Below are 14,844 nucleotides of genomic sequence, written 5' to 3' on the forward strand. Positions count from 1 at the left end.
CCCTGCAACTCCCGGAGCTGGCACCGCAGACCCCCGTCCGCTACGTGCCGTTCAACGGCAGCGGCGCCCTGCCGGACTGGCTGCGGCGCGACTGGGGCACGCCCTCGTCCGACACCCGCCGGGTCCTGGTCTCCCTGGGGCGGCGCACCCTCACCTATCACGGCGTGCCCTTCGTCCGGGCCCTGCTGCACGCCTTCGGCTCACTGGCCGGCGTCGAGATCGTGGCCACCGTCGACGCCGGGCACCGGGCCGTCATCGGGGAGGTCCCCCCCAACGTCCGGATGACCGACCCCTTCCCGCTGCACGCCGCGCTCGACTCCTGCGACGCCATCGTCACCCACGGCGGCTCGGCCACCACCATGACGGCCACCCTGCACGGCGTACCGCAGCTCGCCCTGCCGCAGATGGCCGACTGCTTCGCCCACGGCGACCGGCTCGCCGCCTGCGGCGCCGGCATCACCCTCGACACCGTCGGGAAACAGGACGACCCCGAGCTGCTGCGCGCGTCACTGCGCCGGCTGCTGGACGACCCCGGATACACGGCGTCCGCGGCCAAGCTGCGCGCCGAGATGGAGAGCATGCCCACCCCCGCCGCGACGGTCGCCGTCCTGGAAGGCCTCGTCCGACAGAACCAGCGAAAGGTGTGAAGTGACCGCAACCGGCACCCGGAGTGCCTTCCACAAGGACCAGTTCTGGATGCGCGGCGAGCAGCCGCCCGGCCGTGTCGTCCGCGACGAGGGCAAGGGCGTGTGGAACGTCTACGGCTGGGAGGAGTGCCGACAGGTGCTCGGGGATCCCGAGGTCTTCTCGTCCGACCTCAGCGTCCTCGTCCCCGAGGACAAGCGCCAGGTCCTGCCCGGCAACCTCACCACGACGGACCCGCCCGAACACACCCAGCTGCGCCGGCTCGTCAGCGGTGTCTTCACCCGCGGTGTCGTCGCCGCCCTGGAGCCCCGCATCAAGGAGCTCACCCACGAACTCCTCCGGGACGTCGAACCGGGCGGGACCTTCGACCTCGTGGACACGCTCGCGCACCCGCTGCCCGTCATCGTGATCGCCGAACTCCTCGGCGTGCCCGCCGAGGACCGCGGACTGTTCCGCGAGTGGGTCGGCAAGCTGCTGGAGAACAACCAGGCGTTCTCCACCGGCGAGGAGACCCCCGAACTGATCGCCCAGCGTGAGGAGACGATGCGGCAGATCGGCAACCTCTCCGGCTACCTGCGCGAGCACGTCGAGAGCCGCCGTACGGCCCCGCGCGAGGACCTGCTGACCCGGCTGGTGGAAGCCGAGGTGGACGGCACCCGGCTGAGCACCACCGAGGCCGTCAACTTCGCCTTCGTGCTGCTGGTGGCCGGACACATCACCACGACCATGCTGCTCGGCAACACCATGCTCTGCCTCGACGCCAACCCGGACGCGATGCGCGCCGTACGCGAGGACCGCGGCCGGATCCCCACGGCCATCGAGGAGTCCCTGCGGCTGTACAGCCCCCTCACCGTCCTGCGCCGGGTCACCACCCGGCCGACCCGCCTCGGGGACGCCCAGCTGGACACCCACCAGGTCGTGATGGCGTGGACGGCCGCCGCGAGCCGGGACGAGCGGCGGTTCACCGCCCCGCACGTCTTCGACCTGGACCGGGAGAACCCCGCCCACCTCGCGTTCGGCCGCGGCGCCCACTTCTGCATGGGAGCACCCCTGGCCCGGCTGGAGGGCCGGCTCGCCCTGGAGATCCTCCTCGACCGCTTCCCCGGGCTGCGCCGTGACCCCGACCGCGAGCCGGAGTTCATGCCGGCGGGCCACGTCATGGGGGTGGAAACCCTCCACCTGCTGACCTGACCCCCACCCGTCATCGAAAGGCGAGTCCCCCATGAGGCTGCTGTTCGTGGCCGGGCCCACCCCGTCCAACATCTTCGCCCTCGCCCCGCTCGCCACCGCGGCGCGGGACGCGGGCCACCAGGTCTTCATGTCGACCATCAGGGAACGTACCTCCGTCGTCACGGGCATCGGCCTCCCGGCCCTCGCCGCGACCACGACACCGATCGCCGACCTCAAGGCGACCCGGCGCTCGGGCGAGCGGGAGGTCGTCCCGGACGACGTGGACCACCCCGAGTTCATCCGCTACACCGGCCGCTGGTTCGGACGCGTGGCGGCCGAGAGCCTGGTGCGGCTGCGGGAGGTGGCGGCGGCCTGGCGCCCCGACACCGTGATCGGCGGACCCCACGCCTACGCGGCCGCCCTGCTCGCCCACGAGCTGTCCGTGCCGTGGGTCCGGCACACCTGGACGGCCCTGGACACCAACGGAATCCACCTCTGCAGCGAGGACGAACTGCAGCCGGAGCTGAGGAGGCTCGGCCTCGACCGGATCGAGCCCCCCGCCCTGCTCGTCGACAACTGCCCGCCCTCGATCCGTCCCGCCGACGCGGCCCCCGCCCAGCAGATCCGCTACATCCCCGTCAACTCGCAGACGGTGAGCGAGCCGTGGATGTACACCCGCCCCGAAGGGCGCCGCCGGGTCTGTGTCACCGGTGGCAGCATGGCCGCCCTCGACAACAACTTCGAGCTGATCCGCACCACCCTCGCGGCCCTGGCCGAACTGGGCGCCGAACTCGTCGTGCCCGCGCCCGACGACGTCGCCGCCCGGCTTCGCGAGGAGTTCCCGCAGATCAGGGCCGGCTGGTTCCCACTGGACGTCGTGATGCCGACCTGCGACCTGGTCGTCCACCACGCGGGCGGCCTCACCGGCCTCACCGCGGCCCTCGGCGGCGTACCCCAGCTGCTGCTCCCGCAGGAGGCCAAGGTCAGGGAGTCGGCCCGGCTGGTCGCCGAGTACGGCGCCGCCGTACGCCTCCTGCCCGACGAGGCCACCGGCGAGGCGATCACCCAGGCGCTGAAGGAACTGCTCACGGACCCGTCGTACGCCGGGCGGGCCCGTGACCTCGCCCGGGAGGTCGAGAGCATGCCACTGCCGACCGAGGTGCTCGACGCGGTGACGTCGTCGGCCTGACCTGACACCTGAGGAGCGCCCCATGAGAACCCTCTTCGTCACCGGCGGCGGACCGGCCACCGTGTTCGCGCTCGCCCCGCTCGCCACCGCCGCCCGGGCCGCAGGCCATCAGGTCTTCATGGCCGCCAACCACGAGATCATGCCGGCCGTCACCGCCTCCGGACTGCCCGCACTGCCGGTCACCGAGCAGCCCCTCGGCCACTTCATCTCCCGGGACCGCGCGGGCCGTGCCGTGCCGCTGCCGCTCGGCCGGCCCGTCGCCGAACAGGGCCTGTTCACCGGCCGCTGGTTCGCCCGGATGGCGGCGGCGAGCCTGCCCCCGCTGCTCCGGTTCGGCGAGCGATGGCGCCCCGACCTCGTCGTGGGCGGCACCACCACCTACGCCGCCGCGCTGCTCGCCCGGCACCTGGCTGTGCCGTACGTCCGGGCCACCTGGGACGCCATCGACGCCCGCCACATCCACCCGGGCGCCGATGAGGAACTGGCCCCGGAACTCGCCGAGCTGGGCCTCGAACGGGTTCCGGAACCCGACCTGTTCGTCGATGTCTGCCCACCCAGCCTGAGGCCCGGGGGCGCGGCCCCCGCCCTGCCGATGCGGTTCGCCCTCGGCAACCGGCACCGTGAACTCGAACCCTGGATGTACACCCGCCCCGAGGGACGCCGACGGATCTGCCTCACGGCCGGCAGCCAGGTGACCCGGGAAGGCGCGCACAAGCTCTTCGAGTTCCTCGCCCGCGCCGTACTCGAACTGAAGCCGCTCGACGCCGAGGTGCTGGTCGCGTGCCCCGACGCCCTCGCGCCCGGCCTGCGGGAGGCGTGCGGGGACGCGCTCGGCAACGCCGGGTGGATGCCGCTCGACGTGGTGGCACGCACCTGCGACCTGCTCGTCCACCACGGCGGTGGCGTCACCACCCTGACCGGCATGACCGCCGGAGTGCCCCAGGTCATCGTGCCCGGCGCCGAGATGCTCGCCGACACGGCCCGCCGCCTCGCCGGGTACGGCGCCGCGGTGACCCTGCCGACCTGCGACGAGACCCCGGACGCGGTCGGCGCGGCCTGCCACCAGGTCCTGTCGGACACCGGCTTCACCGAGCTCGCCCGGCGCCTGAGCGCCGAGATCGCCGCCCTGCCGACCCCGCACGACGTCGTCGGCCGGATGACCGAACTGACCCACGGCTGAACGCCGTCGGAGGCAGGGGCGGCCGGCCCCCGGCCCCCGGGCGGAGGCGGCCGGCCCGGCGGGCCGCACAGCAGACACGGGGCCGGCGCGCACATCGGCCCCGGCGCGCCGGCCGCCGACGCACCGCGTCCCCCTCCGCCCCGTGCGGACCAGGGACGCCACGGCTCCACTCCGGGCCGATCCGCCGGACGGGCCCCAGCCGCCCTCTGCCCAACTGCCCGAATCCCGTGGAGCTCCGGGACCTCACACGGCCTCCCACGGACTCCCCGGCATTCCGCCTTCTCTTCCCCCGCCAGGAGGGACGCATGGAATCGCGCAAACTCGCCGTGACCGGCGCGGTGGCCTTCACCCCACGGACGTTCCGCGACGAGCGCGGGGTGTTCTCCGCTCCGTTTCAGCAGCCGGCCTTCGAAGCCGCCCGCGGCGGCCCGCTGTTCGCGGTCGCCCAGAGCAACCACAGTGTGTCCCGCCGCGGTGTCGTCCGGGGCATCCACTACACCGGCGCGCCACCCGGCGCCGCCAAGTACGTGTCCTGCGTGAGCGGCCGGGCGCTGGACATCGTGGTCGACATCCGGCCCGGCTCGCCCACCTACGGCCGCTGGGACGCCGTCCAGCTCGACGGCTCCGCCCCCGGCGCGGTCTACCTGCCGGTCGGCGTGGGCCACGCGTTCGTCGCCCTCACCGACGACACGGTGATGTCGTACCTGGTCTCGGCGCCGTACGTGCCGGAGAACGAGTACGCCCTCTCCCCGCTGGACCCCGCCCTCGCCCTGCCCATCCCCAAGGACCTGGAGCCGCTGCTGTCCGAGCGCGACACCCGCGCCCTCACCCTCGAGGAGGCCGAGCGCAGCGGTCTGCTGCCGCCCTACGAACTCTGCCGGGAACTGGAGGAGCGCCTCGGCACCCCCGCCGCGGTCCGGGACCGAGCGGTGGGGACACGGGTATGAAGGGCATCATCCTCGCCGGCGGCAGCGGAACCCGGCTCCGGCCGCTGACCGGGGTCGTCTCCAAGCAGATCCTGCCGGTCTACAACAAGCCGATGATCTACTACCCGCTGTCGGTCCTCATGCTCGCCGGGATCCGCGAGACCCTGATCATCTCCACCCCGCAGCACCTGGAGATGTTCCGCAGCCTGCTCGGCGACGGCTCCCACCTCGGCCTCGACATCCGGTACACCGAGCAGAAGGAGCCCAACGGCATCGCCGAGGCGTTCACGCTGGGCGCCGACCACATCGGCGACGACGAGGTCACCCTGATCCTCGGCGACAACGTCTTCCACGGCCACGGCTTCTCCGAACTCCTGCGGACCACCGCCGAACGGCTTGACGGCTGCGCCCTGTTCGGCTACCCCGTCCACGACCCCTGGCGGTACGGCATCGCCGAACTCGACGCCGAGCGCAGGCTCGTGGGACTCACGGAGAAGCCGCGCGACCCCCGCTCCAACATCGCCGTCACCGGCCTCTACATGTACGACAACGACGTGGTCGCCATCGCGCGCGACCTGGTCCCCTCCGACCGGGGCGAGCTGGAGATCACCGACGTCAACCGGGTCTACCTCGACCAGGGCCGCGCCCGTCTCGCCGAGCTCGGACGCGGCTTCGTCTGGCTCGACACCGGCACCCACGACGCGCTCCTGGAGGCGGGGCAGTACGTGCAGATCCTCGAGCAGCGTCAGGGCGTACGCATCGGCTGTGTCGAGGAGGTGGCCTACCGCAAGGGATTCATCACCGCCGAGCAGTGCCACCGGCTCGGTCTGCAACAGGCGGGCACCGACTACGGGTCGTACCTCCTCGACCTCGTCGAGACCGAACCCAGCCCAGTCCGGAGGATCCATGCAGAACCCTTCGCCGTCCAGGCCCCCGTCGGCCCCCGCTGAACCGTCCGGCCCCCCGCGCACCGTCATCGTGCTGGGCGGCACCGGCTGCGTGGGCCGGCATGTCTGTGCCGCCTTCGCCCGGCGCGGGCACCGGGCGGTCGTCGTGGCCCGGCGGCCCGCGGCGCATCTGGCCGACCACCCGTTCCGGTCCCTGGACCTGAGCACGGCCTCGCCGGCCGACCTGCGTGCCCTGTTCACCGAAGAGGGCGCCCACGCGGTAGTCAACGCCACCGACATGGGCGGAGCGACCGATGTCACCAGTGCTGCCGACGGCGGTGAAGCACGCGCCGCGGAACTGCTCGACGCCTCCGAGGGGCTCGCCCGCCGGCTCGTCCGGGCGCTGGCCGGCATCCCGTCCCGGCCCGTGCTGGTGCACATCGGCACCATCCACGAGTACGGCCCCGGCAACCCCGGCACCCCCCTCGACGAGACCGTCCCGCCGGCCCCGTCGGGCGCCTACGCCCGCGCCAAACTCGCCGCGAGCCGGACCGTCCAGTCGGCCGCGGACGCCGGCGAGATCAGCGCGGTCGTGCTCCGCCTCGTCAACACCTGCGGCCCCTACCCGACCCCGGCCGGCTTCGTGGGCAAGCTCCTGCCCACCCTGCGCACCGCGGCCGAGACCGGCGCCGCCCCCGAGGTCACCGTGGGCGACGCCGTACGCGACTGGATCGACGTCCGGGACGTCGCCGAGGCCGTGGTCCTCGCCGCACTCCGGCCGGCCGGCAACGGCACCTTCAACATCGGCAGCGGCGTCGGCGTCCCGGTGCGCGAGCTGGTGTCCCAGGCACTCACGGTGGCGGGCCTGCCCGACACCGGCGTCCGCGAGGCGCCCACGCGCGGTCTCGGCGCCGACTGGATCCAGGCCGACATCGGACGGGCCCGCTCCCTGCTCGGCTGGGCGCCCCGCATCCCGCTGCGGCAGTCCCTGAGCGACATGTGGGACAGCAAGGCCACCAGCCGCTGAGCAGGCCACCGCCCCCACCCAGAGAGGAAGACATGACGGAGAACGAGTTCCGAGACCCGCGCACCGTGCCGCACGAGTCGGAAGGGGAGCGCGATTCCCGGTTGCGCCTGACCAGGCTGCTGGCCCAGACCCCGATCCCGCCCGAGTACCTCATCGACAACCTGCCGGTCTATCTGCGCCGCCCCCAGCTGGCCGACCTGCTCGCCATGGACGCGCTGTACCGGCGGATCCTCGACGTACCGGGCACCATCATGGAGTTCGGGGTCCTGCACGGCCGCCACCTCGCCGCCTTCACCGCCCTGCGCAGCATCTACGAGCCGTACAACTCGCTCCGCCGGATCGTCGGCTTCGACACCTTCACGGGCTTCCCCGACGTCTCCGACGTCGACCGCGCCACCCCCAGCGCCGTGGCCGGCCGCTTCGCCGTCCCCGAGGACGAGGTCGAGCACCTGCGCCAGGTCCTCGCCGCCCACGAGGCCAACGAGCCCTACGGACACACCAGGCGGAGCTTCGTGGTGCAGGGCGACGTCCGCAAGACCGTCCCGCAGTACCTCCAGGAGAACCCCGAAACCATCATCGCGCTCGCCTACATCGACCTCGACCTGTACGAGCCGACCCGGGAGACGCTCCAGGCCATCCGCCCCTATCTGGCCAAGGGCAGCATCATCGCCTTCGACGAGCTGGCCCACCCCAAGTGGCCGGGCGAGACCAAGGCCCTCACCGAGTTCCTGGACCTGGGGAGCGTCACGCTCCACCACTTGCCCCAGCGCGAGAACCCGATCATCTACCTGGTCTGGGGCGAGAACTGACCACGGCAGCCCGGTACCACCGCCCGAGCCCGACTTGGAGAAGCCATGATCATTGACGAGTGCCGTGTGTGCGGCAACAGGGAACTGCTGCCGGTGCTCGACCTGGGCCCCCAGGCCCTGACGGGGGTCTTCCCCCGGGACCGCGCCGAGAACGTCCCCCAGGTCCCGCTCGACCTGGTGAGGTGCTCACCCGCAGGCTGCGGCCTGGTCCAGCTGCGCCACACGGCCGACCCGTCGCTCATGTACGGCGCGGGCTACGGCTACCGGTCCGGCATCCGCGAGTTCATGATCAACCACCTGCGCGGCAAGGTCGATCAGCTCACCGCCCTCATGGACCCGGGCCCCGGTGACCTCGTGGTCGACATCGGCAGCAACGACGGGACCCTGCTGCGCGGTTACGCCGAGGGCCCCACCCTCGTCGGCATCGACCCGGCAGCGGACAAGTTCCGTGCCCACTACCCGGCGGGCGCCGAGCTGCTGTCGGACTTCTTCTCCCGCGAGAGCTTCCAGGCGCGCTACGGCTCACGCCGCGCCAAGGTCGTCACCTCCGTCGCGATGTTCTACGACCTGCCGCAGCCCCTGGAGTTCATGCAGGACGTCCACGACATCCTCGACGACGACGGCGTCTGGCTGATGGAGCAGAGCTATCTGCCGGCCATGCTCGACGCCACGGCGTACGACGTCATCTGCCACGAGCACCTGGAGTACTACGCCCTCCAGCAGATCGAGTGGATGGCCGAGCGCGTCGGACTGCGCGTCATCAGGGCCGAACTCACCCCGGTCTACGGCGGCAGCCTCAGCGCCGTCCTCGCCCGGCGCTCCAGCCGGCACACCGTCGACGAGGCCGGCCTCGCCCGGATCCGCACCGCCGAACGCGCCCTGGACCTCGGCACGGCCGCCCCGTACGAGGCGTTCGCCAAGCGCGCCCACGCCTCCCGCGACCAGCTCCGGGACTTCCTGGCGGACTCCCGCCGCCAGGGCCTGACGACCCTCGGCTACGGCGCCTCCACCAAGGGCAACGTCATCCTCCAGTTCTGCGGCCTCACCACGGACGACCTGCCCTGCATCGGCGAGGTCAGCCCCGAGAAGCACGGCTGCTTCACCCCCGGCACGGGCATCCCCATCGTCTCCGAGGAGGAGGCCAAGGACCGGCGGCCCGACCAGCTGCTGGTGCTGCCCTGGATCTACCGGGACGGATTCCTCGACCGGGAGCAGGAGTTCAGGGCGGGGGGCGGACGACTCGTCTTCCCCCTCCCGGAGCTGAGCGCGGTGTGAAGCCGAAGCCCCCTCGCCCGTACCCGGCCCGCCCGACCTCTCATGGAGCCTCATGATCGTCCTCGGCTACAACGGCTTCTCCCGCGCCGCCGAACTCTACGGCAGCCTCTACGGCCACACGCCGGACAGCGTCGACCGGCACCAGCTCATCGGCCATGACGCCGCTGCCGCGCTGATCGTCGACGGCCGGCTCGTGGCCGCCGTGGAGGAGGAGCGCCTCAACCGGCAGAAGAAGACCAGCGCGTTCCCGGTCAACGCCATCCGCTGGGTGCTGGACGAGGCCGGTCTCACCTTCGACGACGTCGACCGCTTCGCCTTCGGCTGGAACCACTCCGACGCCTACGCCCAGGCCCTCATCGGCGACGTGGCCGGCGCCCCGATGGCCGCGGAGGACAAGCTTCGCGTCCTGCGCACCTTCGGCGAGCTCTACCTGGGGGCCCTGGGCCGCGGGGCGCTCATCGAGGACTTCACGCGCCACACCGGGTACGCCCTGCCGGACGAGAAGCTGGTCACCGTCCCGCACCACCGGGCCCATCTGGCCTGCGGCCGGATGTTCTCCGGCCTCGGCGACACCGCCTTCCTCATCAACGACGGAACCGCCGAACGCGACAGCACCATCATGGGCGAGATCCGCGACGGCGAGGTGACCGTCTTCGACCGCTTCACCGTCGACGCCAACAACTCCGTCGCGCAGCTCTTCGGGGCCATCACGCGCTACCTGGGCTTCGTCCCCAACAACGACGAGTACAAGGTCATGGGCCTCGCCGGGTTCGGCCCGGCGCCCGCGGACAACCCGCTGCTCGGTGAGATCGTCACCCTGGAACCCGACGGCCGCTACTCCCTGCGCAACCCCGGCCGGCGCGGCCCGGACGCCTACGACCAGCTGCTCGACAAGCTGTTCGGGGGCACCGACGACAACCGTCACACCTTCGAGCACCGGGTACGGGTGGCCTGCGCCGCCCAGCACATGGTGGAGACCGTCACCGCCCACCAGCTGGCCGCCCTCGCCGAGGCCACCGCGCTGCGGCACCTGGTCTTCGAGGGCGGGCTCGCGCTGAACTGCGTCAACAACACCAAACTGCTGGAGGGTTCGCCCTTCCAGCGCCTGGAGGTCAGCTTCGGCGCCAGCGACCCGGGCGTCTCCATCGGCGCCGCCGCCCATGTCGCGTACCGGGAACACCGGACCGTCGAGCCCGGCAACGCCCCCTACACCGGCCCGGAGTACGGCACCGACGCGATACGGGAGGTGCTGGAGCGGCACTCCGCGGAACTCACCTGGGAGGAGCTGCCGACTCGGGAGACGGTCGCCAGGACCGCCGAACTGCTGGCCCGGCGCGCGGTCGTCGGCTGGTTCCAGGGCCGGACGGAGTTCGGGCCGAGGGCGCTGGGCAACCGCAGCATCCTCGCCGACCCGAGCTGTGCGGAGATGAAGGACATCATCAACGAACGGGTCAAGCACCGCGAGCAGTTCCGCCCCTTCGCCCCGATCGTGCTGGAGGAGGACGCAGCCCGGGTCTTCGCACTGGGCAAGAAGCGGACCTCCCCGTACATGACCTTCGTCTTCCCGGTGCGGCAGGAGTACGTCGACACCATCGCGGCGGCCACGCACGTGGACGCCACCTCCCGCGTCCAGACGGTCACCGACGAGGGCAACCCGCTCCTGGCCGGCCTGCTGCGGGAGTTCAAGGCCCGTACCGGGGTGCCCTGCCTGGTCAACACGTCGTTCAACGTGGCCGGCGAACCGATCGTCTGCTCGCCCCAGGACGCCGTGGCCTGCTTCCTCGGCACGGACATCGACCATCTGGTCATCGGCGACTTCGTGGTTTCCAAGAGACAGTGACGACAGAGAAGCGGCCCACCGGGACACTCCCGGTGGGCCGCCTTTCGTGTTCCTGTGCGGACCAGGCCGTCAGGCTCAGGCCTCGAACACCTCACGCACCAGCTGTTCCTGCTCCGCCTGGTGCCGCTTGGCCGAGCCCACGGCCGGGGACGACCCGTGCGGGCGGGAGATACGACGCAGACGCTCGCCGTGCGGCACGTCGGCGCCGACCGCCAGGTCCAGGTGGTCGATCAGGTTCAGGGCGATGAACGGCCAGGCGCCCTGGTTGGCCGGCTCCTCCTGGGCCCACAGGTACTTCTCGGCGTTCGGGTACTTGGCGATCTCCGCCTGGACCTCGGCACCCGGGAGCGGGTACAGCCGCTCGAGACGGATGATCGCCGTGTCCGTGACGCCGCGCTTCTTCCGCTCGGCGTCCAGGTCGTAGTAGACCTTGCCCGCGGTGAACACGACCTTCTTGACCGCCGCCGGGTCCACCGAGTCGTCGCCGATGACCGGGCGGAACTGGCCGCTCGTGAACTCCTCCGCCTTCGACGCCGCGGCCTTCAGACGCAGCATCGACTTCGGGGTGAAGACGACCAGCGGCTTGTGGTGCGGGTTGTGGACCTGCCAGCGCAGCAGGTGGAAGTAGTTCGACGGGAGCGTCGGCATGGCCACCGTCATGTTGTTCTGCGCGCACAGCTGGAGGAACCGCTCCGGGCGGGCGGACGAGTGGTCCGGGCCCTGGCCCTCGTAGCCGTGCGGGAGGAGCAGGGTGACGCCGGACGTCTGGCCCCACTTCTGCTCCGCCGAGGAGATGAACTCGTCCACGACCGTCTGGGCGCCGTTGACGAAGTCGCCGAACTGGGCCTCCCACATCACCAGCGCGTCGGGACGCGCCAGCGAGTAGCCGTACTCGAAGCCCATCACCGCGTACTCGGAGAGGAGGGAGTTGTAGACGTTGTAACGCGCCTGGTCCTCCGCGAGGTACATCAGCGGCGTGAACTCCTCGCCCGTCTCACGGTCGATGATCACCGCGTGGCGCTGACCGAACGTACCGCGCTGCGAGTCCTGGCCGGACAGCCGGATCGGAACGCCCTCCAGGAGGAGGGAGCCGACGGCGAGGGTCTCGCCCATGCCCCAGTCGATCGTGCCGTCCTCGACCATCGACGCCCGGCGCTGCAGCTGGGGCAGCAGACGCGGGTGGGCGGTGATGCGATCGGGGACGTTGACCTGGGACTCGGCGATGCGCTTGACGACCTCGGCGGAGATGGCCGTGGGAACCGCGACCGGGAAGCCGGCCTGCGGGTCGCCGGACTCCGACGCGGCCGGCTGCGAGGCGGCCTCGCGGACCTCCGTGAAGACCTTCTCCAGCTGGCCCTGGTAGTCCTGGAGGGCCTGCTCGGCCTCTTCCAGGGTGATGTCGCCGCGACCGATCAGGGACTCGGTGTACAGCTTGCGCACCGAGCGCTTCTTGTCGATCAGGTCGTACATCAGCGGCTGGGTGAAGGCCGGGTTGTCGGTCTCGTTGTGACCGCGGCGGCGGTAGCAGATGAGGTCGATCACCACGTCCTTGTTGAACGCCTGGCGGAACTCGAAGGCCAGGCGCGCGACGCGCACGACGGCCTCGGGGTCGTCGCCGTTCACGTGGAAGATCGGGGCCTCGATCATGCGGGCCACGTCCGTGGCGTACATCGAGGACCGGGACGACTCCGGGGCGGCGGTGAAGCCGACCTGGTTGTTGATGACCACGTGGACCGTGCCGCCGGTGCGGTAGCCGCGCAGCTGCGACATGTTCAGGGTCTCGGCCACCACGCCCTGGCCCGCGAAGGCCGCGTCGCCGTGGAGGGCCACCGGCAGGACCGTGAAGTCCGTGCCGCCCTTGTTGATGATGTCCTGCTTGGCGCGGGCGACGCCCTCCAGGACCGGGTCGACCGCCTCCAGGTGCGAGGGGTTGGCGGTGAGCGAGACCTTGATCTGCTCGCCGTCCAGGCCCGTGAAGACGCCCTCGGCGCCCAGGTGGTACTTCACGTCACCGGAGCCGTGCATCGACTTCGGGTCGAGGTTGCCCTCGAACTCGCGGAAGATCTGCGCGTACGACTTGCCGACGATGTTCGCCAGGACGTTCAGACGGCCGCGGTGGGCCATGCCGATGACGACCTCGTCCAGGCGGGACTCGGCCGCCGAGTCCAGCACCGCGTCGAGCAGCGGGATGACGGACTCGCCGCCCTCCAGGGAGAAGCGCTTCTGGCCGACGTACTTCGTCTGCAGGAAGGTCTCGAAGGCCTCCGCCGCGTTCAGCCGGCGCAGGATGCGCAGCTGCTCCTCACGCTCCGGCTTGGTGTGCGGGCGCTCGATGCGGTCCTGGATCCACTTGCGCTGCTTCGGGTCCTGGATGTGCATGAACTCGATGCCGGTGGTGCGGCAGTACGAGTCGCGCAGCACGCCCAGGATGTCGCGCAGCTTCATCAGGGACTTGCCGGAGAAGCCGCCGACCGCGAACTCGCGCTCCAGGTCCCACAGCGTGAGCCCGTGCTCGGTGATGTCCAGGTCGGGGTGCTTGCGCTGGCGGTACTCCAGCGGGTCGGTGTCGGCCATGACGTGGCCGCGGACCCGGTAGGAGTGGATCAGCTCGAAGACACGGGCGGCCTTGGTGACGTCGTCGTCGTGCGAGGCGTCGATGTCCTTGAGCCAGCGGACCGGCTCGTACGGGATGCGCAGGGCCTCGAAGATGTCGTCGTAGAAGCCGCTCTCACCGAGAAGCAGGTTCGCGACGATCCGCAGGAACTCGCCGGAGGCGGCGCCCTGGATGACCCGGTGGTCGTACGTCGACGTCAGGGTCATGACCTTGGAGATGCCCAGCTTGTTGAGCGTGTCCTGGGACGTGCCCTGGAACTCGGCCGGGTAGTCCATGGAGCCGACGCCCATGATCACGGACTGGCCGGGCATCAGACGCGGCACCGAGTGCACGGTGCCGAGGCCGCCCGGGTTGGTCAGGGAGACCGTGACACCCGAGAAGTCGTCCATCGTGAGCTTGCCGTCACGGGCGCGGCGGACGATGTCCTCGTAGGCCTGCCAGAACTCGAAGAAGTTCAGCGTCTCGGCCTTCTTGATGCCCGCGACGACCAGCTGGCGGTCACCGTTGGACTTCACCAGGTCGATGGCCAGACCGAAGTTGACGTGCGGCGGCTTGACCAGGACCGGCTTGCCGTCCTTCTCGCCGTACGACCAGTTCATCGACGGCATCGCCTTGATGGCCTGCACCATCGCGTAGCCGATCAGGTGCGTGAAGGAGATCTTCCCGCCCCGGGCGCGCTTCAGGTGGTTGTTGATCACGATGCGGTTGTCGAAGAGCAGCTTCACCGGGACCGCGCGCACGGACGTGGCCGTGGGCAGCTCCAGGGAGGCGTTCATGTTCTTCGCGACGGCGGCGGACGGGCCGCGCAGCGGCACGTACTCCGGGCCGTCGGCGGACACGGCGACGGGCTTCGCAGCGGCAGCCGCGGGCTTCGGAGCGGCCGCCGCGGGCTTCGGGACCACGGGGGCCGGGGCGGCCGGCGCGGGAGCGGCGGCCCGGGCCGGAGCCGAGGGGGCCGCCGGCGCGGCGGGCGCGGGCTTCGGGGCCTCCGTGGTGGTCCTCGCGGCCGCCGGGGCCGCGGTATCCGCCGGAGCCGAGGTGGCGGGCGCCCCTGGCTTGTAGTCGGCGAAGAAGTCCCACCAGGCGCGGTCTACCGAATTCGGGTCCTGGAGGTACTGCTGATAGATCTCGTCGACGAGCCACTCGTTGGGACCGAAGGCCGCGGCGGGGTTCTTACCCGCTTGGTCTGCGTCGGTCGAGATGCTCGAGTTACTGGGGGACTGTGGCGACACGGCGGCAACCGCCCTCTTCCGCTTCACAAGGTGATGGACAGCGGGAATAA

The 14,844-nt window shown here is 71.2% G+C and carries 11 protein-coding genes; 10 read left to right on the forward strand and 1 reads right to left on the reverse strand.

Annotation, left to right across the window (positions count from 1 at the left end; genetic code table 11):
* From FNH04_RS14590 to FNH04_RS14635, 10 genes are all read left to right on the forward strand, one after another.
* Positions 1–647: glycosyltransferase (locus tag FNH04_RS14590; RefSeq protein WP_152784218.1), on the forward strand; the 647-nt coding region annotated here is incomplete at its 5' end.
* Position 648: 1 nt separating this feature from the next.
* On the forward strand, positions 649–1,836 hold the full coding sequence (locus FNH04_RS14595) for a cytochrome P450 (protein ID WP_322723067.1): 1,188 nt from the start codon (positions 649–651) through the stop codon (positions 1,834–1,836).
* Between the two features lie 31 nt (positions 1,837–1,867).
* Positions 1,868–3,004, forward strand: coding sequence for a nucleotide disphospho-sugar-binding domain-containing protein (locus FNH04_RS14600; protein ID WP_152784220.1), 1,137 nt, complete (start codon positions 1,868–1,870; stop codon positions 3,002–3,004).
* Positions 3,005–3,026: 22 nt separating this feature from the next.
* Positions 3,027–4,184 (forward strand): glycosyltransferase, encoded by a 1,158-nt coding sequence (locus FNH04_RS14605; RefSeq protein ID WP_152784222.1) that lies wholly within the window; start codon positions 3,027–3,029, stop codon positions 4,182–4,184.
* A gap of 305 nt (positions 4,185–4,489) precedes the next feature.
* The gene (locus FNH04_RS14610) at positions 4,490–5,131 is read left to right on the forward strand and encodes a dTDP-4-dehydrorhamnose 3,5-epimerase family protein (protein WP_152784224.1); all 642 of its coding nucleotides are present in this window, start codon (positions 4,490–4,492) and stop codon (positions 5,129–5,131) included.
* Entirely contained in the window at positions 5,128–6,060 is a 933-nt protein-coding gene (rfbA, locus tag FNH04_RS14615; protein ID WP_152784226.1) for a glucose-1-phosphate thymidylyltransferase RfbA, read from the forward strand. The genes FNH04_RS14610 and rfbA overlap by 4 nt, the downstream gene beginning before the upstream one ends.
* A complete protein-coding gene (locus FNH04_RS14620) occupies positions 6,017–7,024 on the forward strand; it encodes an NAD-dependent epimerase/dehydratase family protein (RefSeq protein WP_152784228.1) in 1,008 nt (335 codons plus the stop codon). The genes rfbA and FNH04_RS14620 overlap by 44 nt, the downstream gene beginning before the upstream one ends.
* A 32-nt stretch (positions 7,025–7,056) precedes the next feature.
* A complete protein-coding gene (locus FNH04_RS14625) occupies positions 7,057–7,833 on the forward strand; it encodes a class I SAM-dependent methyltransferase (protein WP_152784230.1) in 777 nt (258 codons plus the stop codon).
* A gap of 45 nt (positions 7,834–7,878) precedes the next feature.
* Positions 7,879–9,108 carry a class I SAM-dependent methyltransferase gene (locus FNH04_RS14630; protein WP_152784232.1) on the forward strand — a complete coding sequence of 410 codons (1,230 nt, stop codon included), beginning with the start codon at positions 7,879–7,881 and terminating at the stop codon, positions 9,106–9,108.
* Between the two features lie 52 nt (positions 9,109–9,160).
* On the forward strand, positions 9,161–10,948 hold the full coding sequence (locus FNH04_RS14635) for a carbamoyltransferase family protein (RefSeq protein ID WP_152784234.1): 1,788 nt from the start codon (positions 9,161–9,163) through the stop codon (positions 10,946–10,948).
* A 75-nt stretch (positions 10,949–11,023) separates the two neighbouring features.
* On the opposite strand, the gene FNH04_RS14640 is transcribed toward FNH04_RS14635, so the two are convergent.
* A complete protein-coding gene (locus FNH04_RS14640; RefSeq protein ID WP_322723068.1) occupies positions 11,024–14,794 on the reverse strand; it encodes a multifunctional oxoglutarate decarboxylase/oxoglutarate dehydrogenase thiamine pyrophosphate-binding subunit/dihydrolipoyllysine-residue succinyltransferase subunit in 3,771 nt (1,256 codons plus the stop codon).
* Positions 14,795–14,844: the final 50 nt, after the last annotated feature.

Origin of the sequence: Streptomyces phyllanthi (assembly GCF_009377205.1) — a bacterium.
GTDB classification, from domain to species: Bacteria; Actinomycetota; Actinomycetes; order Streptomycetales; family Streptomycetaceae; genus Streptomyces; species Streptomyces phyllanthi.